This is a genomic window from Frankia sp. CcI49 (assembly GCF_001983215.1).
Lineage (GTDB): Bacteria > Actinomycetota > Actinomycetes > Frankiales > Frankiaceae > Parafrankia > Parafrankia irregularis.
This window is the reverse complement of the sequence record NZ_MOWP01000041.1, coordinates 103,665-122,338: the sequence shown is the minus strand read 5'-3', so window position 1 is coordinate 122,338 and position 18,674 is coordinate 103,665. Positions and strand designations below refer to the sequence as shown.

Below are 18,674 nucleotides of genomic sequence, written 5' to 3'. Positions count from 1 at the left end.
TCGGTCGTCGTCACGGCCCGGGCCGGTGACGCACCGGCTACCAGGCCGCCGAAGGCGGCGGTGCCGACACCGGTCGCCGCGGCGCCGATGAACGTCCGCCGGCTGAGGCCGGTGGAGTCACCCGGAACGGTGGTCTCGGGTAACGGTGCAGCTGCCTTTGACATGTCAGATCCTCACTCTCGTACCTTGGCGCGGCCGAGTTCACCTCGGCCGTCGATATGACCAGACGCGACCGCGAGCCCAACTCCCGCCAAGCCCATGAAAAATGCGCTTCAGAGTGCATGTTCCCGGCCGCGCGCGACAGACGTCGGTGATTGGAGGGAGATACTCAAACCGCATGCTCGCCGAATGGGCGCGGCTATTAAATCCGGCACGTGGACGGCCCGGACAAGCCTTTGGACGCGTGTCGCCCCGGCAGTGACAGGAACCTTACCTCAGGGTCTCCATTCTGTCATGCATCGCAGATTCGTCATGTGGAGCTCCGGTGGGTTGCGGGGCTCGGTGCACGCCAGAAGGGTGTCCCTCTGTCGGGAATCTGAGACGTCATGAAGCGGTGCTTCGATGCGTTCCCATGGAATGCGCGTCACGGAGGGCATGGTTGTTGGCGCGACCACGATGATGATCGCGAGGGGCTGCGCGCAATCATCTGATCACGTGAAGTTGACACGCTCCTCAGGTATCGGTGCGCCAGTGGGGCGCGGCCCGTCGTAGCTGTCGAACCATAACTGTTCAACTGTCCAATTAGTACTTGCGCGAATTTCTAGCAGTCTTCGCGGGGGACGTCAAGAGCGCCTGCTCGCCGACCTGGCGCAGAATGGAGGGCATGGATCGCCACCAGGCCGCCAGTGCGCGCCAGCGGATACTGGACGCCACCGAACAGTTGATCATCGGTGAGGGCTACGCTGCCGTCACCGTGCGCCGCGTAGCGCGCGAGGCCCACGTCGCACCAACTCTCGTGCAGTACTATTTCCCCACCCTCGACGATCTGTTCCTGGCTGTACTGCGGCGAAGTTCGGACCTCGAGATGCAACGCCAGTACGCCGTCCTCGACGGGACCCATCCGCTCCGTGCACTGTGGGAGTTCGGCCGCGATCCTGGCACCGCTCTGATCACCGAGTTCATGGCCCTGGCCAACCACCGCAAAACCATCCGCGCGGAGATCTCCAAGATCGCCGAACAGTACCGCAAGGCGCAGCTGGAGTTCCTCGCCGCCAATGCCACCGGGGAGGACATCGCCCTCCCCGGTGTGTCCCCGGTCGCGCTTCTGGTGTTGATGACCATGATCGCCAGAGGATTCATGATGGAGAACTCGCTGGGCGTCACCGTCGGCCACGCGGAAGCCCTCGCGGCCGTCGAGGACATCCTTGCCGCCGTCGAGAACAGATCCGACCCGGCCGGCACGCGCCGTGACGACGAAGCGCGCACCGCCGGCCCGTGAGGGACCACCCGTTACCATGCCGCGGATCTGAAGGCGGCCAGAATGGGAAGTAACTTGCCCGTGGCGCGGCACGCCGGTTTCTGGCGAATGGCGCCACTCGGTGGCGTCGCGGCTCGGCCCTGGGGGAGGGTGTCGAAAGCTGAGCCTGCAGACAAAGGATAAGTAAATACATACTCACCTTTGACGTCGGTGCGACATCCGTAATCGTGGGCCGAAGCGCGCGGGCCGCACCGACGGACCGGCGAGTGGGCGCAGCTCAGAGCCTGGCGGTGAGGCGTGTGGAGACCGCAGGGATCACCTTCTCGCCGTAGGTGGTCAGGACGGCGTCCTTGTGATCGTGCTGCAGGTAGAGCGCGAACTGGTCGACGCCGAGGGCGGCCAACTCGGCGAGGCGCCGCACATGGGTTTCCGGCGGGCCGATCAGGCAGAAGCGGTCGATGACCGCGTCGGGGACGAAGTCGGTGGAGGAGTTGCCGGCCTTGCCGTGTGCGTTGTAGTCGTATCCGGCGCGACCGGTGATGTAGTCGGAAAGCGAGGCGGGTACGGCGGCGCCGTCGGCACCGTAACGGGCCACGATGTCGGCCACATGGTTGCCGACCATGCCGCCGAACCAGCGGCACTGGTCGCGCCCGTGCGCCAGCCCCGCGTCGGTGCCGTCCGTGACGTAGGCCGGCGCCGCGACGCAGATGGCGACGGCCGCGGGGTCGCGTCCGGCGGCGGTGGCGGCCCGGCGCACGGCGGCGATCGACCAGGCGGTGACGTCGGGGTCGGCGAGCTGGAGGATGAACCCGTCGCCGACCTCACCGGCGAGGGCGAGCGCCTTCGGCCCGTAGGCGGCGACCCAGATCGGCAGCCGGGATTCCCCGCCCCACGGGAAGCGCAGCTTGCTGCCCTGGTATTCGGCGACCCCGCCGTTGGCCAGCGGACGGATCACCTCGATCGACTCGCGCAGGTGCGCGAGGCTGGCCGGCCGGCCGCCCGTGACCCGCACCGACGAGTCGCCCCGGCCGATGCCGCAGACGGTGCGGTTGCCGAACATGCTGTTAAGGGTCGCGAACAGGGAGGCGGTGACGGTCCAGTCGCGGGTGGCCGGGTTCGTCACCATCGGCCCGACCGTCACCCGGTGGGTGGCGGCCAGGATCTGGCTGTAGATGACGAACGGCTCCTGCCACAGCAGGTGCGAGTCGAACGTCCACACATGGCTGAATCCGTACAGCTCGGCCTGACGGGCCAGGTCGACGACCCGCCACGCCGGCGGGTCGGTCTGCAGAACGACGCCGAAGTCCATGATCTTGCCTCCGAACACAGCTCAGACACAGCTCAGACACAGCTCAGATGAGGTTCTGGGACAGGCCGCGGGGGACGAACCGGCCGTGCGATCGGCTGCCGACGTAGCCGGTCTCGTCCCTGATGACGGTGCCGCGGGACAGGACGACGTCGACGTGCCCGTCGATCTCGAAGCCCTCCCACGCCGAGTGGTCCATGTTCATGTGATGGGTACGGCCCGGGCCGATGCCGATGGAGGTGTGGCCGTCCGGGTCGTAGATCACGATGTCGGCGTCCGCGCCCGGCGTGATCACACCCTTGCGGCCGTACAGGCCGAACATGCGCGCCGGTGCGGTGCAGCACACGTCGACCCACCGCGCCACGCTCAGCCGGCCGTCCCTGACGCCCTGGAAGAGCAGGTCCATCCGGTGCTCGACGGAGCCGATGCCGTTCGGGATCCGGGAGAAGTCACCGATCCCGCGCTCCTTCTGGTCCTTCATGCAGAACGGGCAGTGGTCGGTCGACACGGCGGTGACGTCGCCGGTGCGCAGGTAACGCCACAGCTCGTCCTGGTGGCCCTCGGCCCGCGAGCGCAGCGGGGTGGAACAGACCCACTTGGCGCCCTCGAAGTCGCCCCACTGCTCGCCGCGGGCGCCGAGCTGGTCCTCCAGCGACAGGTACAGGTACTGCGGGCAGGTCTCACCGAACACGTTCTGCCCGGCGTCGCGGGCCTCGGCGATGCGCGCCAGGGCCTGCCGGGCCGACACGTGCACCACGTAGAGCGGCGCGCCGGTGAGGTCCGCGAGCATGATCGCCCGGTGGGTGGCCTCCTGCTCGGTCTGCCAGGGCCGGGTCAGCCCGTGGTGGAGCGGCGTCGTGCGGCCCTCCGCCAGGGCCTGGCGCACCAGGACGTCGATAGCCGAGCCGTTCTCGGCGTGCATCATGATCAGCCCGCCGTTGCCGGCCGCGGTCTGCATGGCCCGCACGATCTGGCCGTCGTCGGAGAGGAACACCCCCGGATAGGCCATGAACAGCTTGAAGCTGGTGACGCCCTCGCCGATCAGCTCGCTCATCGCCTTGAGTGACTCGTCGTCGACGTCGCCGATGATCTGGTGGAAGGCGTAGTCGACGGCGCAGTTGCCGCCGGCCTTCTCGTGCCACAGCGCGAGCTGGTCCTGCACCCGCTGCCCGTGGGCCTGTACGACGAAGTCGATGATGGTGGTGGTGCCACCCCAGGCCGCGGCGCGGGTACCGGTCTCGAAGGTGTCGGAGGCGAATGTTCCGCCGAACGGCATCTCCATGTGGGTGTGGGCGTCGACCCCACCCGGGATCACGTACCTGCCGGTCGCGTCGATGACCCGGTCCGGCACCGCCGAGCCGGTGCGTATCGCCGCGGCGAGGGCGGATCCCGGTTCCAGCAGGGCGGCGACCCGCTCGCCCTCGACGAGGACGTCCTGGCGGGCCGTGCCGGTGGCGCTGACGACCGTCCCGCCGCTGATGAGCAGGGAGCTCATGCCATCACCGACCGCTGGTAGGAGTCGGGCCGGCGGTCCCGGTAGAACTGCCAGTCGTTGCGCACCCGGGTGATCTCGTCGAGATCGAGATCACGGATGACGATCTCCTCTTTGTCCGCGGAGGCGACGTCGCCGACGAACCGGCCGCGCGGGTCGACGAAATAGGACGAGCCGTAGAAACGCGGGGCCTCGGCGCCGAACTCGCCGACCTCCTGGCCGATGCGGTTGTTCGCCGCGACGAAGTACTGGTTCGCGGCGGCCGCCGCCGGCTGCTCGATCTCCCACAGCCGGTTCGACAGGCCCGGCTTGGCCGCCGACGGGTTGAACACCAGCTGGGCGTTGTTCAGCCCCAGCTCCCGCCATCCCTCCGGAAAATGCCGGTCATAGCAGATGTAGACGCCGACCCGGCCGACCGCGGTGTCGAACACCGGATAGCCGAGGTTCCCGGGGCGGAAGTAGAACTTCTCCCAGAAGGCCGGCAGGTGCGGAATATGGTGCTTGCGGTATCTGCCGAGCAGGCTGCCGTCGGCGTCGACGACCGCCGCGGTGTTGTAGTACTCGCCCTCGTTGGCAACCTCGTAGACCGGCAGGATCATGACCAGGCCCAGCTCGGCGGCCAGGGCCTGGAACCGCTCGACCGTGGGGCCGGGGATCGACTCGACACAGGCGTAGTACTTCTGGTCCTGCACGGCTCCGAAGTACGGGCCGTGGAACAGCTCCTGGAAACCGATCACCTGGGTGCCCGCGGCCGCCGCCTCGCGGGCCAGCTCCTCGTGCCGGGCGATCATCGACTCCTTGTCGCCGGTCCAGGCCACCTGGGTGATCGCGGCACGTACCGTTGCCATCGCATCCGACTCCTTGGATATGCGGCTTTTGCCGCGTCGGTATCTGCTGCTGTGTCGGCGCTTTCCATGACGTTGTGGGTGACGGGATCAGCCGCGGCCGATCTCCTCGTGTCACCGCTGCGGACTGGTCGCGACGAGGTCCGCCATCATCCGCATGTGGCGCTCGTCCTGCAGTACGGTCGCCTCGACTCCGGGTTGACCGGTCGCGACTCGCCGACGAGGGACGTCCGGGTCTCGCTGTGACGAGCCTGTCGTGGATTGGCACCCCGAGGCCCGGTGGCCTGCGGCCCGGCGTGCTGTGCCGCCCATCGGCCGGGCCTCCCCTCGGAGGCTGGCCGGGCCCGGTTGCCGGTGCTGTATCTCCGTGCTCGCCATGGCGAGCACGGAGATTCCTGGCACCTGAACTCGTTCGTATTGCGCCTACTCGGCTGACCGTGGGTTCTGGCCGGTGGTCGACCGCCTCGGCGGGTCTTTGCTGCGGAGTCTATAATTCTGCACTTATCCGCCGTGATCCTATGACCTGCGGCTTTTGTCGCCTGTGCATCGCGGGGGCCGGTTTCCGTGAGCCTGTCGGCAGGCCTGTTGCCGAAGGCTCGGGCGAGAGGGCGGTACGCGGGTGGCGGACGACGGCAGGAAAATGCCATTCGACCTGCGTGGCGGCCGACCGCGACCGACAGTCGCCCGCCGCCTCACGGTGGCGGTGGCGGCGTTGACCTCGGTCATGATCATGATGGGCGCGGTGGGCGGCTGGGGTGCGTTGACCTATTTCGACGCCCGCACCCACCGGGCCGCGATCGGCGACCTCGGTGCGAACCGCCCGGCCGCCCGCGAGGGCGCGAAGAACTTCCTGCTGGTGGGCACCGACGACCGACCGGGCCTCGGGGGCATGCGTTCGGACACCACGATCCTCGCCCACCTCGGCGAGGACGGCAAAGTCACGCTGATCTCCTTCCCACGGGACACCCTCGTGGTCATGCCCGCGTACACCGACTCCGCCGGCAAGATCCACCCGCCGAGCGAGGAGAAGTTCAACTCCGCCATCGCCAACGGCGGCGTCACCCTGCTGATAAAGATGGTCGAAGCGCTGACCAGGGTGCGGATCGACCACTACATCTCGGTCAACCTGGCCGGCTTCAAGGCCATTACCGAGGTGATCGGCGGTGTGGACGTCTGCATCCTCGAAAGGAATGTCTCGGAACGGGTCAAGAACGACGAAGGGAAATACGTCACCAGTTCGAACACGAACGATCCGATGAGTGGGTTCAGGGGTGGTCCCGGGCACATCCAGATCAGCGGCGACCAGGCGCTGGCCTTCGTCCGCCAGCGCTATGGTCTTCCCGGCTATGACATCGGCCGTACCAAACGCCAGCAGTACTTCCTGAGCCGGATTCTCGCCAAGGTCAGGGAGGACGGCGTGCTCACCAGCCCGACCAGGGTCAGCGGCCTGCTGTCCGCCGTGGGTAACGCCCTGACCTACGGCGAGGGGACCAGGACGACCGATGTGACCCAGCTGGCCAGCCGCCTGCAGGGGGTCTCCAGCGGTTCTCTCGGCCTGCAGACCCTGCCCACCCACGCCCCGACCAAGGCAGAAGGCGCCACAGACGAGGCCAACGGGGAGTTCACCAAGCGGCTCGGAGCCGCGCAGCTCTACAACCAGTCGGATCTCGACGCGGTCTTCGGGCCCTTCGCCGGCGCCGGCGAAGGCGACGACGCGGCCGGCGGTGGCGACGTACCGATCTCGGTGCTCAACGGCAGCGGCACCGCCGGGGTCGTCGTGAAGGTCGTCCGGGACCTCGGCGCCCGGGGCATCAGCGCGGACAACGGCGGCAACGCCGCCTACAACAACTACAAGGCCACCTGGATCCGGTACGGCGCCGGCGCCGAGGCCACCGCGCGCAAGCTGTTGGCCCAGATCCCCGCGGCGAGGCTGATGGCCGACGACGATCTCGCCGGCGGCGTCCAGGTCATCGTGGGGTCGACCTACAAGGGCCTCGCCGACCTGCCGGCGCCCGCCCAGGCCCCGGGGGGCCAGGCTCTCGCGGCCGGCACCGCCGCGACGGGCCCGGCGAGCCCGGCCGGCCCGCCGGCCTCGGGAAGCTCGGGAGCCGCCACGCAGCCGACCGGCTCCGCGCCACCGGCCCCGGAGCCCCCCGCCGACTGCGTGTACTGACGGGCCAGGGAACACCCTGGGGCGTCGAGCCCAAGGGGAAGGGCCGGACGAGGAAGGGAAAGACGAGGAAGGGAGAACAGACCGGCGGCACGGATGGAAATCCGTGCCGCCGGTCCGTGTCGGTCCGGAAAACCTTCCGGCCGGCGACCCGTCAGCTTCCCACCGAGGTCAGGGAATCGAGGTCGGCGACCGCGGTGCCGAGCCTCTCCAACAGCACGCGGGTCACCGCCGGGTCGACCATGGAGGTGATGCTCCACAGATAACAGCCGTGGAGCACACTGCGGCGCACCCCCAGCTGAGCCTCGTCCCAGGATGGTGGCTCGACCCCCGTCGTCCGCAGGCCGGCGCCCAACACGTCGAGATAGTGCCGCAGCAGGTCGTCCTCGTGGCGGCGGCGATCGGCGACGGTGAGGGCGGAGGCGATGTGGTAGCCGGTGTCGAGATACCAGGGCGCCCGCTGCACGAGCTGCCAGTCCAGCAGCGACGGGCGGCCGGCGCCGTCCAGGAAGATGTTGCCGACGTGCGGGTCGCCGTGCACGATCGTCCACGGCGTCGTGTCGGCGACCACCGCGGCCAGAGCGCCGTAGGCGGCCATGATCCGTCCGACGTCGCGCACCTGCTCGGGAACGCCCGCACCGGTGTCACTGGTGTAGTTCGCCTCGATCTTGCCCCGCCACCCCTCGTCGCTGCGCGGCCCCATCCGCGAGCTCAGCCAGCCGGCGTCGGCCAGCCGCGGATCACCCCAGGTCGCGGTGTGCAGCCGGGCAAGCTGTTCCAGGCTTTCGGCCGCCTGGTCCGGGGTGTAGGGGTGCCGGCCGTCGAGGAAGGCACCCCCGTCGGAGATCACGTCCTGGGTGATCAGGATGTTGGCGCCGGTCGCGCGGTCGACCTCGGCGTAGACGCCGCGCAGCGTGCGCACGCCCGTCCGCTCGGCGAGGTCGCGGTAGAACAGCGTCTCCGGGATGCCGGCGTGGCGTGCCGGCAGGGTGCGCTCGGAGAAGTAGCCCTTGACGCACAGGTCGGGCGACAGCCCGTCGGGGACACCGCCCGCGCAGGTGATGGCGAACCGGACGTTCGTCGAGATCCGGCTGACTGTCGGGCCGCGGGTGACGGCGGTGACCTCGATGCCGGGGAAACGGCGGCCGAGCGCCGCCGTCAGCCATTCCGGGGAGAGCACCTCGTCCAGCCGCTCGGGCACGCGGACGTCGGGCATGCCGCCGCCTCCTCAGTCGCCCTCGACATCGAGGCGGCCGGTGCCGGCCAGGGACTCGAAGTGCGCCATGACCTGCTGCAGCGCCGCCGCCGGGTTGAGTTCGAGAACCTCGCTCGGCTCCTCGTAGACCAGTGAGTGCCCGGCGGGGAAGAAGTAGACGTCACCGGCGGTGGCGATCTCGTCCGGCCAGTTCGTGCCCGGGTAGATGGCCCGCAGCCGGCCGGAGAAGACATAGCCGTAGTGCGGGCACGGGCACACCCCGCCCGGCAGGCCCTGATAGCCGGGTGTGCAGTCGACCGGCCCGGTGGAGGTGTAGCCGACCTCCATGTCACCCCACTGCACCGACCTGAAACCGACGCCGCTGGCCGGCCAGCGGCCGCCGCCGCCCTTCGGTAACTCGCTCGGCTTGCTTACTGGCATTCGATCCTCCTGGCTCGGGCTTGCGTTGACTGCGGCTTGACGTTGCCTGGTCCCTGGTCCCTGGTCCGTGTCCGTGCGTCCGTTCCGGGTCAGGCCTCCCGGGCGGCGACGAGCGCGCCGCGGTTGACCTTCGTCGCCGCGCTGCGCGGGATGGCGTCGACGAACTCGACGGTCTTCGGGACCTTGTAGGGCGCCAGCCTGCTCTTTGCGTATCCGACAATCTCACTCGCCACCGGCGGATGCGCGGGATCCGCCGGTTCGACGATCGCGTGGACCCGCCGGCCCCATTCGGGATCCCGCAGGCCGATGACGACGACGTCCGCGATTTCCGGGTGCTCGATGAGGGCGGCCTCCACCTCGGCGGGGAAGACGTTGGCACCACCGGAGACGATCATGTCGACGCGCCGGTCGAGCACGTAGAGGTATCCGTCGGCGTCGAGGTAGCCGACGTCGCCGGCGGTGCTGAAACCCTCGGCGGTGGCCCGCAGCGCGGATGCGTCCCCGAGGTAGCGGTAGCCAGCCGACATCCGGGAACGCAGGTAGATCAGCCCGGGCTCACCGGCGGGCAGCGATCGGCCGTCGTCGTCGAGCACCTGCACCTCGGTGTCGCGGAACGGGCGTCCGACGCTGCCCTCGTGTGCCATCCACTCGTCGGCGCGCAGCGCGGTGAGGCCGAGGCCCTCGGTCATCCCATAGGCCATCACGAGCCGTTCCGGGCCGATCAGCTTCGCCCACCGGTGTACCAGCGACGGCGGCATCGGGGCCGCTCCCTGCAGGATCCACACCAGGCTGGTCAGGTCCCGCTGCTCGATGTCGGGCAGGTCGGCGATGCGCTGCAGCATCGTCGGCGTGGCGGTGAACGTGGTGACCCGGCAGGCCTCGATCACCTCGACGACCCGGGCCGCGTCGAACTTCTCCATGACGACCAGCCGGTCGCCGGCAAGGAGGTTGTAGAGCGTTGTCAGGCCGTTCGCGTGGTACATCGGCGCCAGGACGAGGATCGTCTGCGGGCGCGGCACCGGGTTCCACGCGGTGATGAACGGCGTGGTCAGCCGTTCGTCGTAGCGCGACGGACGGTTGGTGAGAATGACCTTCGGGGTGCCCGTCGAGCCGCTGCTGCAGATGCCGTTGATCTGTGGCGAGACGGCGTCGGGCAGGTCCGGGACGGGCGCGCCCTCGGTGGCGTCGATCCAGCCGAGGTCGGCGTCGCCCAGGAAGACCCGCGGGTCGATCACGGCCCGCAGCCGGGTCAGCTCCCACTCCGGGACGTCCCAGCGCACCGGGACCGGGACCGCGCCGAGCTTCCAGGCGGCCAGCACGCTCAGCACGAACTGCGGCGAGTTGCGCAGCCCGATGCCGAGGTGGTCGCCGACGGTGAGCCCGCGATCCGCCAGCGCGCCGGCGAGCTGGCTCGACCGGCGGTCGAGCTCGGCCCACGTTGCCGCCGACCTCGTCCCGTCGAGGGCGATGTGACGTAGGGCCACCTCGTCCGGGTGGGCCGCGGCGAGGTCCCGGATGCGGCGCGCGTTGCTGGTTTCGGTGTCCACTAGCCGTCCTCCCTGGGCGTGGATGTGGGTGCGGATCCAGCCGTGGATCCGGCCGCGGATCCAGCAGCGGATCCGGCTGGGCCGAAGTAGGCGCGCTCGAAGCGTTCGGGCTCGGCGGCGAGGTCGTCGGCCGATCCGTGCAGGACGACCGTGCCCCCGCGCAGCACCGCGGCGGAGTCGGCCGCGCCGAGAGCCAGGCCGATGTGCTGCTCGACGAGCACCACCGCGCAGCCGTGCTCACCGGCTATCCGGCGCACGGTCGCGAACAGGGCTTCGACGACGAGCGGGGCGAGGCCCATGCTCAGCTCGTCCACGAGGAGCACCCGGGGCTGCTGCACCAGCGCGCGGGCGAGTGCCAGCATCTGCTGCTCACCGCCGGACAACGCCCCCGCGGGCAGGGACCAGCGTTTCTCGAGGTCGGGGAAGATCTCGAGCATCGCCGCCGGCTTCGGCCCGCCGCGGCGCGCCGCGACCCGGATGTTCTCCTCGACGGTCAGCGTCGTGAACAGGCACCGGTTGTCCGGGACGAGGACGAGCCCCGCGCGGTTCGCCGCCGTCGGCCGGCCGCCGGGAAGCCGGGTGCCGTCGAGGGTGACGGCGCCGGCCTGGCTCGGCAGCAGGCCGGCGAGGGTGAGCAGCAGCGTGGTCTTGCCGGCTCCGTTCGGCCCGAGCAGCGCCAGCACGGAGCCGGCCTCCACGGCCAGGTCGACGTCGCGGAACGCGGTGGCGGTGCCATGCCCGCCGGTGAGGCCGGCGCAGGTGAGCCGGGGCGACGTCATCAGGTCACCACCGGGGCGGGCTCGGCAGCCGGTTCGGCCGCGGGTCCGGCCGCGGGTCCGGCGGCGGGTCCGGCGGCGGGCTCGGCGGTCGGCTGCGCGGCGCCGAGGTAGGCGTCCATGACGGCCCGGTCGGCCCGGATCCGCTCGGGATCCCCGTCCGCGATCAACCTGCCGAAGTCGAGGACGTAGACGTGGTCACAGATTCCCAGCACCAGGCTGACGTCGTGGTCGACGAGCAGCACACCGACTCCGGAGGCGCTGATCGCCCGAATGCGCTCGCCGAGCCAGGCCGTCTCCGTGGTGTCGAGGCCGGCCGCGGGCTCGTCGAGCAGCAGCACCCGGGTGTCGGCGGCGCAGGCGCGGGCGATCGACACGAGCTGCCGTTCGCCGTGGCTGAGCGCGCTCGCCGGCCGGTCGGCCCGGTCCGCGATGCCGACCAGGTGCAGAGCGCGCTCCAGCGCATGCTTTCGCTCGTGCCCGGGGACACCCGACAGCGCGGCGCCGACGTTCTCCTCGACGGTGAGGTCGTCGTACAGCTCCAGCGCCTGGAACGTGCGCGCCAGGCCATGGCGGACCCGCCGGTGCGTCGCCAGGGTGTCGATCCGGACGTCGTCCAGGTGCGCCGTCCCGGTCGCCCGTGCGAATCCGGTGATCGCGTCGATCACGCTGGTCTTGCCGGCGCCGTTCGGCCCGATGAGACCGACGATCTGCCCTGGCTCGACGCGCAGCGAGACGTCGTCGACGGCCAGCACACCGCCGTATCGCACGGTGAGGTGGTCGACCCGCAGTGTCGCGGTCCGGGCGGCCGGCGGCGACGGCACTGGTGCCGTCGTCATCCCGGCCGTTCCGGTCGGCTCCGCGGAGCCGGGTTCGGCGTGCCTCGCGGCCCCGAGCCCGGGCGGGCCAATGCGTCCGACGAGCGTGCGCAGCCGCCCGGCGAGCTGGTGCCCGCCGCTGGCCAGTCCTTCCGGGTGGCCGATCAGCACTCCGATCACGCCCAGGCCGGACAGCACCGGGAACCAGTCGCCGAGGTCGACCCAGCGGTCCATGGCGACGAACGCGACCCCGCTGCCGCCCATCACCCCGGCGAGAATCCCGCCGTAGACGGAGGTGACACCGGCCAGGTAGGCCGTCGACAGCAGGGTCAGGCCGGCGATCGCGCTGAACGAGTCGAAGGTCACGACACCGCGGCGATAGGCGAGCAGGCTTCCGCCCAGGCCGGCGATGAAGGACGCCAGCGCGAAGCTCACCACCTTGACCCGGACGACGTCGATCCCGATGCCGGCGGCCGAGCGCTCGTTCGCGCGCACCGCCAGCATCGCCGAGCCCAGCGCGCTCATCCGCAGCCGTGCCACGCCCCATGCCACGGCGACCAGCACCGCCAGGCACATCAGCCCGAACGGCAGCCGGGGGAAGGCGTGGCCGCTGCCGATGCCCAGGTCGAGCCCGAACAGCGTCGGCTGCTCCACGGTGGCGCCGTCCGAGCTGACGAAGTCGGAGTTGCGGAACCAGACCGCCTCGATCGCGTAGGCGAGGGCGAGGGTGACGATGCCGAGGGTCAGTCCGCGCAGCCGCAGCGCGGGCAGGCCGACGAGCACCCCGACGGCTGTCGCGACCAGGGCGGCCAGTAGCGGCGCGATGGGGAAGGGGACGCCCCAGCCGCTGGTGAGGCCGGACAGTGTGAACGCGGCGCAGCCGGCGAGGGCCAGCTGCGCCAGCGACACCTGCCCGGCGAAGCCGGTGACCACGACGACGGACAGCCCGATGACCGCGCCGATGAACGTGCCGATCACCGCGCTGCGCCAGGTGCCGTCGGTGAGCAGCAGCGCGAGCACGCCCAGGCCGGTGCCGGTGAGGGTGGGCAGGGCCAGCGACCGAGGGCGGGGCGCGTGCCCGAGCGGCTGGCGCACCAGCGACCCGCGGACTGGCAGGCCCCGCCGGCTGGCCAGCAGCGCCACCATGATCACAAGGAGGGGCACCAGCTCCGCCAGCCCCGATTCGGGCAGCCAGGAGTGGTCGGCGGACAGCGAGAGCGCCTCCGACTGCACCATCCCGATCGCGAGGCCGGCCGCGACCGTCGGGAACAGGTGCTGGAAGCCCCCGACGACCGCCGCGGCCAGCGCCGGTACCACGAACAGCGTGTAGTTGGACGGGGTGAGTGGGCTGAGCGGGGCGATGAGGATCCCCGCGGCGCCGGCCACGGTGCCGCTGATCATCCAGTTGGCGAGCGCGACCCGGTCCGGGGAGGCCCCGCTGACGTACGCGCCGGTCTGCGACTCGGCCACCGCCCGGGTGAGCAGGCCGAGCCTGGTGGCCCGGAAGACCGCGGTCAGCGCGAGCGCGATGGCGACGACGGCGAGGGCCAGGTAGAGCCGGTCGGAGAGCACGGTCAGCGAGCCGAGCGTCCAGCGGTCCTCGGGGAAGATCGCCTCGACGCTGACCGGCTCACCGCCGATCCTGATCGCCATCACGGACTCGACGACGACGAGCACCCCCAGCGAGGCGACCGCCCGGGCCAGCGGCGGGGCCTCCCGCAGCGGCCGGAACACCAGCAGGTACAGCAGGGCGCCGAGCAGCGCCCCGACGACCAGTGCGATCGCGACGGCGGGAACCAGCCCGAGGCTCCCGCCGACGTCCACGGTCTTCGGCAGCCCCGGCACCGGGATCAGCAGCTCGCCCTCGCGCAGCGAGCCATAGGTGTAGGCGACGTAGAGGGCCACCGACCCGGTGGCGAAGTTGATGACCCCCGAGCTGCGGTAGGTGAGCACGAGCGCGAGCGCGAGCGCCGCGAAGACGCCGCCGTTGCCGAGCCCGAGCAGAAGCGAAGCGACATGGTCCATGGGGAACTCCCGATGCCGGTTCGGGTCAGTCCTCGATCGGCGTCGCGCCGACGAGCTTGTACTCCGTCGGCTCGCCCGCGTCGTCGAGGGTGGTCAGCAGGCCGCCGCGGCCGCACACCGCCGGCGAGCCGGCGACGGCGTGGCCGTTGCACCGGATCTTCAGGCCGCCGCCGCCGGGCAGCTCCGTCGCCGGCATCGCCTTCATCGCGGTGATGACGGACGTCGGCGTGACGTCGCCGGTCAGGTTCGCGAGGCTGGCCTGGAACCCGGCCAGGGTCGTGAAGATGTTCACGCCGGACGGCTTGCTGGGGTCGATGTCCTTGCCGTAGGTGGTCACGACCGCCTGGTAGAGCCGGGTCGACGGGTTGTCGGTGCCGATCGGGCTGTTGGCGGCGACGGACACGCCTTCCAGGTAGCTGGCGGGCACCGCCTTGCGGGTGGCGTCGGTGACGCACTGCCCGATCATCGAGATCGGGCCGTCGTAGCCGACGGCGCGCAGGCCGTTCAGCGCCGAGATGCAGAACGAGTCGTTGCCGTGGATGTGCACGACGCCCGGGTCGTCGCCGGCGAGCTTGCGCATCTGCGGGGTCATGTCGGCGGTGCCCAGCGGGACGGGGACGATCGTCAGGTCGATGCCGGCGGCCTTGTAGACGGCCACGGCCGCCTGGTAGCTCGCCCGGGAGGACGGCACGTCGATCACGACGGCCGTGACCTTGGTGGTCTTGTGCTCCTTGGCCAGCGCGATCGGCACGCCGGACACGGGGAACGTCGGATCGGTGAGCGCGAACGTGGCCTTGGTGTCACCGAGGATGCGATTGCCGCTCGCGCCGAAGAAGACCGCGGGCAGCCCGGCCTGGTTGATCGGCTGCCAGACGCTCTCCAGCACGGGTGTGGAGCCGACGACGACCGCGGCGACGTTCTCCTCGACCATCCGGTTGCCGCAGTCGGCGCCCTTGCCCGGGTCAGCGAGCGTCTCGCAGAGGACGAGCTCGACGGGCCGGCCGGCGATGCCGGAGCGGTGCTCGTTGAGGTACTTGACGGTCGCTTCGGCGACGTCCTTCTCGATGTTGAGGTCGCCGGACGCCCCGCGCCCCGTGACCAGCCCGATCCGCACCGGCTCGCCGCTCGCCGGCGCCGCCGGCCCGAGTGCGTCGGCGGTGCTCGCCGCACCCGTCGCCGCGGCACCCGTCGCGGCGCCCTGGCCGTCGTCCGCGTCGTCCCCGCAGGCGGTCACCGCCAGCAGCACGGCGACCGCGGACGCCGTCAGCGCCAGCCGGGCTCGGGCGGCCGAACGGCCTCGAACCGCGAGGGCTGGGAGGCCCGGATGAGCCGGGAGGGCCGGTGCGGCCGTCGGCGCCGGTAAGGCGGGTAGGACCGGTGAGGTGGATAACGCCGGTAGTTCGCGCTGCCTGGTTGTCCTGCCACTTCTGCGCATGTGCAACCTGCCCCGGGTCTGTCGTGATGGGTGGTCCCGCCGCGCCGCGGGCGGTCCACAGCGGCTCGTGGCGGTTCGAAATCGGGTGGGCTGACCTGCCTGGACGCTCGGTCAGCCGGGCGGGCCGAGCTGATCTGCCGGCTTGGCGGTGGATGCTTGCACGCACATTTCGAGAAGTCAACGTCTTCACAAATGTGAGAGTGACGTTCTACATTCACGCACCACAAGCTTGCTTGCCTGTCGAGTGGCCGAGGGAGGTGCCGGCGTGGACGATCCCGCGTTCGGCGGTGTCCGCGTGATCGAGCTGGCCCAGTGGGTGTTCGTGCCGGTCGCCGGCGCGCTGCTGGCCGACTGGGGCGCCGACGTCGTCCGGGTCGAGCGCCCGGAGGGAGACCCCTACCGGGGACTGGCGACCCAGGGCATCGGCACCGACGGCGCCGGCGGGGTGAACCTCTCCATCGCCCTGGCCAACCGGGGCAAACGCTCCCTCGCCCTCGACCTGCGCACCGAGCCGGGCCGCCGCGTGCTCGACCAGCTGCTGGCCACCGCCGACGTCTTCCTCACCAACTTCCGGCCGGGCGCGCTGCGCCGCCTCGGGCTCGACGCCGAGACGCTGACCGCCCGGTACCCGAAGCTCGTCTACGCCCGCGGGCACGGCTTCGGCGCCCGCGGCCCCGGCGCAGACCGGCCCGGCTACGACTCGTCCGCCTTCTGGGCGCAGGGCGGGCTCGCCCACGTCCTCACCCCGCCCGGGCAGGACGTCCCGATCAGCCAGCGGGGCGCCATGGGGGACCGCAACGGGGCGACGGCGCTCGCGTTCGGGATCGCCGCGGCGCTGTTACGGCGCGAGCGCACCGGCCGCGGCTCCGTCGTGGACGTCTCGCTGCTCGCCACCGCCATGTGGACGCTGTCCTCCGACGTGCTCTCCGCCCTCGCCGGCCAGACGCCGCGAGCCGCGTCCGGCGCCGCCGCGTACCGCAATCCGCTCGTCGGTCCCTACCGCACCAAGGACGGCCGGCACATCCAGCTCGTGTTCCTGGAACCGGACCGCTACTGGGCCGACTTCTGCCGCCTCGTCGGCCGGGACGACCTCGTCACCGACCCCCGCTTCACCGACCTGGCCGCCCGCGCGGCGAACCGGGAGGCCTGCGTCGCCACGATCGCGGCGGTCTTCGCCGACCGGACCTTCGCCGAGTGGAAGGACCTGCTCGCCGGGATCGACGCGCCCTGGGCGCCGGTGCAGGCCGTCGAGGAGCTGCTCACCGACCCGCAGGTGCTCGCCAACGACTATCTCGGCGAGGTCCGTCCCGGGGAGGCGGGCGCGGACACCGGCCCGTCCTACCGGCTGCCGACCGGCCCGGTGCAGATCGACGAGCGCCCGCCCGACCTGCGGCGGGCTCCCGAGTACGGTGAGCACACCGAGTCGGTGCTGCTGGAGCTCGGCTACACCTGGGAGCAGATCGGTGAGCTCGCCGAGGCGGGAGTGATCCCGTGACCACCCGCCCCTTACCGGTTCCCGACGAGATCTCCGCGCCCTACTGGGCCGCGGCGGCCGGCGATGTGCTGGCGATCGCCCGCTGCGCCCGCTGCGGGTCGTTCGCGCTGCCGCCCGACCAGGCCTGCCCGCACTGCGGCAGCACCGACCCGGACTACGCCTTCGAGCCGGTCAGCGGCCGCGGCACGGTCCGTTCGTGGACGGTGATCCGCCAGTCGGGCCTGCCGGGGTTCGCCACCGAGGTGCCGTTCGTGCTGGTGGACGTCGAGCTCGCCGAGCAGCCCGAGCTGCGCATGATCGGCCGCCTGCTGGACGGCCCCGCCGCCCTCGAAAGCCCCGCGAGCCCCGACGGCCCTGCGCAGCCGCTGCGCCTCGGCGCTCCGGTCCGGGTCGGCTTCGAGGACGTGGCACCGGGGGTCGCCATCCCCGCCTTCGCCCTCGCCGCCGCCGCGCGGCCGGGGGAGGAGCCGTGACCGGGCGGGGGTTCACCGCCCGCGGCAAGGTCGCCGTCGTCGGGTACGCGCAGAGCGCCATCCAGCGCCACGCCGGACGTCCCCTCGGGGCGATCACGCTGGAGACCGCCCGCGCCGCGGTAGCCGACGCCGGGCTCACCTGCGCGGACATCGACGGCGTGGTCACCTCCGCGCTGTTCCCCACCGCGGGGTCGCACGACGTCCAGGACGGTGTCAGCTCGGTGCCGGCGACCTGGCTGGCGGAGCGGCTCCGCGGAGCTGGGGCCGGGGCCGGGGGCGGGGGCGGCGACGTGCCACGGTACGTCGCCGGCTTCCACGGCATCGGGCAGATCCCGGGCATGGTCGGGATGGCGGTCAACGCCGTCGCGAGCGGCGCCGCCGACAACGTGCTGGTCTACCGGGCGCTGCACAACCCGCCCGGGAAGTACCACGCCAACACCATGGAACGCGCCGCCGGCCCGGCGCAGTGGACGGCCCCGCAGGGCTTCTTCGGCCCGCTGGCGATGATCGGCCTGCCCTACACCGAGTACCTCCAGCGGTACGGCGCGCGGCGCGAGGCGATGGCGGCCGTCCTCGTCGAGGCGCGCAAGAACGGCGCCCGCATCCCGTGGTCCTACTGGTACAAGCGCCCGCTGACCGCCGCCGAGTACCTGGCCGCGCCGATGATCAGCGACCCGGTCTGCCGGTACGACTGCGACATCCCCGTCGACGGGGTGGCGGCGTTCGTCCTCACCTCGGCCGAGCGGGCCGCCGACCTGCCGCACCGGCCGGTGTACGTCGCCGGCTACGCCAGCGGGCTGCCGGCGACCCGGCGGCTGCCGCTGCACTGGCCGCTCGACGACATCATGGACGTCGGTGCCGAGACCGCCCGGCGGCTGTGGGAGAGCAGCGGGGTCGGCCCGGACGAGGTCGACCTGCCGCAGCTGTACGACGGGTTCTCCCCGTTCGTCTACTTCTGGCTGGAGGCCCTCGGCTTCTGCCCGCGCGGCGAGGCGCACCGCTTCGTCCAGGACGGGCGGATCGACAGCGACCGCCCCGACGCCCTGCCGGTGCTCTCCGGCGGCGGCGCGCTCGGCAACGGCCGGATGCACGGCATCCCGCAGATGCTCGAGTGCTACCTGCAGCTCTCCGGACGGGCCGGTGACCGCCAGCGTGTCGGCGCGGCCGTCGGCCTCGCCTGCCACTCCTCCCCCCACTACGGCGGCGCCGTCGTCTACACGGCCGAGCCGAGAAGGTGAG

At 71.3% G+C, this 18,674-nt stretch carries 16 protein-coding genes; 6 read left to right on the top strand and 10 right to left on the bottom strand.

Annotated features, from left to right (window positions below):
* Positions 1 to 164: twin-arginine translocation signal domain-containing protein (locus CcI49_RS40205; protein ID WP_116437582.1), on the bottom strand; the 164-nt coding region annotated here is incomplete at its 3' end.
* A gap of 659 nt (positions 165 to 823) precedes the next feature.
* Here CcI49_RS40205 and CcI49_RS35020 point away from each other — a divergent pair.
* On the top strand, positions 824 to 1,438 hold the full coding sequence (locus tag CcI49_RS35020) for a TetR/AcrR family transcriptional regulator (RefSeq protein ID WP_241840426.1): 615 nt from the start codon (positions 824 to 826) through the stop codon (positions 1,436 to 1,438).
* A 256-nt stretch (positions 1,439 to 1,694) separates the two neighbouring features.
* Here the strand turns inward: CcI49_RS35020 and CcI49_RS35015 are convergent, their stop codons facing one another.
* From CcI49_RS35015 to CcI49_RS35005, 3 genes are read right to left on the bottom strand one after another with little or no spacing between them, the layout of a single operon-like run.
* Positions 1,695 to 2,726, bottom strand: coding sequence for a TIGR03842 family LLM class F420-dependent oxidoreductase (locus CcI49_RS35015; protein WP_054569601.1), 1,032 nt, complete (start codon positions 2,724 to 2,726; stop codon positions 1,695 to 1,697).
* Positions 2,727 to 2,769: 43 nt separating this feature from the next.
* Positions 2,770 to 4,218, bottom strand: coding sequence for a dihydropyrimidinase (hydA, locus tag CcI49_RS35010; protein ID WP_076833766.1), 1,449 nt, complete (start codon positions 4,216 to 4,218; stop codon positions 2,770 to 2,772).
* Entirely contained in the window at positions 4,215 to 5,063 is an 849-nt protein-coding gene (locus tag CcI49_RS35005; RefSeq protein ID WP_054569242.1) for a nitrilase-related carbon-nitrogen hydrolase, read from the bottom strand. The genes hydA and CcI49_RS35005 overlap by 4 nt, the downstream gene beginning before the upstream one ends.
* A gap of 78 nt (positions 5,064 to 5,141) precedes the next feature.
* On the opposite strand from CcI49_RS35005, the gene CcI49_RS42320 reads away from it, so the two are divergent.
* Positions 5,142 to 5,306, top strand: a complete 165-nt coding sequence (locus CcI49_RS42320) for a hypothetical protein (RefSeq protein WP_158230863.1) — start codon at positions 5,142 to 5,144, stop codon at positions 5,304 to 5,306.
* A gap of 394 nt (positions 5,307 to 5,700) precedes the next feature.
* Positions 5,701 to 7,233 carry an LCP family protein gene (locus tag CcI49_RS35000; RefSeq protein ID WP_076833764.1) on the top strand — a complete coding sequence of 511 codons (1,533 nt, stop codon included), beginning with the start codon at positions 5,701 to 5,703 and terminating at the stop codon, positions 7,231 to 7,233.
* A gap of 151 nt (positions 7,234 to 7,384) precedes the next feature.
* On the opposite strand, the gene CcI49_RS34995 is transcribed toward CcI49_RS35000, so the two are convergent.
* The 6 genes from CcI49_RS34995 to CcI49_RS34970 form a co-directional block, all read right to left on the bottom strand.
* Positions 7,385 to 8,446, bottom strand: a complete 1,062-nt coding sequence (locus tag CcI49_RS34995) for a phosphotransferase (protein WP_054569240.1) — start codon at positions 8,444 to 8,446, stop codon at positions 7,385 to 7,387.
* A gap of 12 nt (positions 8,447 to 8,458) precedes the next feature.
* On the bottom strand, positions 8,459 to 8,866 hold the full coding sequence (locus CcI49_RS34990) for a hypothetical protein (RefSeq protein ID WP_076833762.1): 408 nt from the start codon (positions 8,864 to 8,866) through the stop codon (positions 8,459 to 8,461).
* A gap of 89 nt (positions 8,867 to 8,955) precedes the next feature.
* Positions 8,956 to 10,413, bottom strand: a complete 1,458-nt coding sequence (locus CcI49_RS34985; protein WP_054569239.1) for an AMP-binding protein — start codon at positions 10,411 to 10,413, stop codon at positions 8,956 to 8,958.
* Complete coding sequence (locus CcI49_RS34980; RefSeq protein WP_054569238.1) at positions 10,413 to 11,192, bottom strand: ATP-binding cassette domain-containing protein; 780 nt, start codon at positions 11,190 to 11,192, stop codon at positions 10,413 to 10,415. Before CcI49_RS34980 ends, CcI49_RS34985 begins: the two co-directional genes overlap by 1 nt.
* Positions 11,192 to 14,032: a branched-chain amino acid ABC transporter permease/ATP-binding protein gene (locus CcI49_RS34975; RefSeq protein ID WP_076833760.1), complete on the bottom strand. Its 2,841-nt coding sequence runs from the start codon at positions 14,030 to 14,032 to the stop codon at positions 11,192 to 11,194. Before CcI49_RS34975 ends, CcI49_RS34980 begins: the two co-directional genes overlap by 1 nt.
* Positions 14,033 to 14,057: 25 nt before the next feature.
* Entirely contained in the window at positions 14,058 to 15,467 is a 1,410-nt protein-coding gene (locus CcI49_RS34970) for an ABC transporter substrate-binding protein (RefSeq protein WP_076833757.1), read from the bottom strand.
* Positions 15,468 to 15,732: 265 nt separating this feature from the next.
* Here CcI49_RS34970 and CcI49_RS34965 point away from each other — a divergent pair, with 265 nt between their 5' ends.
* Genes CcI49_RS34965 through CcI49_RS34955 form a run of 3 tightly spaced genes read left to right on the top strand, consistent with a single transcriptional unit; the run spans position 15,733 to position 18,673 of the window.
* A complete protein-coding gene (locus CcI49_RS34965) occupies positions 15,733 to 16,962 on the top strand; it encodes a CoA transferase (RefSeq protein ID WP_076833792.1) in 1,230 nt (409 codons plus the stop codon).
* Complete coding sequence (locus CcI49_RS34960) at positions 16,959 to 17,435, top strand: OB-fold domain-containing protein (protein WP_076833755.1); 477 nt, start codon at positions 16,959 to 16,961, stop codon at positions 17,433 to 17,435. The genes CcI49_RS34965 and CcI49_RS34960 overlap by 4 nt, the downstream gene beginning before the upstream one ends.
* Positions 17,432 to 18,673 (top strand): thiolase family protein, encoded by a 1,242-nt coding sequence (locus CcI49_RS34955; RefSeq protein ID WP_076833753.1) that lies wholly within the window; start codon positions 17,432 to 17,434, stop codon positions 18,671 to 18,673. Before CcI49_RS34960 ends, CcI49_RS34955 begins: the two co-directional genes overlap by 4 nt.
* Position 18,674 lies beyond the last annotated feature (1 nt).

Bases quoted from the DNA above. Each gene is read 5' to 3' on its own strand.
- CcI49_RS35020 (WP_241840426.1), top strand. From the start codon at position 824: ATGGATCGCCACCAGGCCGCCAGTGCGCGCCAGCGGATACTGGACGCC.
- CcI49_RS35015 (WP_054569601.1), bottom strand. From the start codon at position 2,726: ATGGACTTCGGCGTCGTTCTGCAGACCGACCCGCCGGCGTGGCGGGTC.
- hydA (WP_076833766.1), bottom strand. From the start codon at position 4,218: ATGAGCTCCCTGCTCATCAGCGGCGGGACGGTCGTCAGCGCCACCGGC.
- CcI49_RS35005 (WP_054569242.1), bottom strand. From the start codon at position 5,063: ATGGCAACGGTACGTGCCGCGATCACCCAGGTGGCCTGGACCGGCGAC.
- CcI49_RS35000 (WP_076833764.1), top strand. From the start codon at position 5,701: ATGCCATTCGACCTGCGTGGCGGCCGACCGCGACCGACAGTCGCCCGC.
- CcI49_RS34995 (WP_054569240.1), bottom strand. From the start codon at position 8,446: ATGCCCGACGTCCGCGTGCCCGAGCGGCTGGACGAGGTGCTCTCCCCG.
- CcI49_RS34990 (WP_076833762.1), bottom strand. From the start codon at position 8,866: ATGCCAGTAAGCAAGCCGAGCGAGTTACCGAAGGGCGGCGGCGGCCGC.
- CcI49_RS34980 (WP_054569238.1), bottom strand. From the start codon at position 11,192: ATGACGTCGCCCCGGCTCACCTGCGCCGGCCTCACCGGCGGGCATGGC.
- CcI49_RS34975 (WP_076833760.1), bottom strand. From the start codon at position 14,032: ATGGACCATGTCGCTTCGCTTCTGCTCGGGCTCGGCAACGGCGGCGTC.
- CcI49_RS34970 (WP_076833757.1), bottom strand. From the start codon at position 15,467: ATGCGCAGAAGTGGCAGGACAACCAGGCAGCGCGAACTACCGGCGTTA.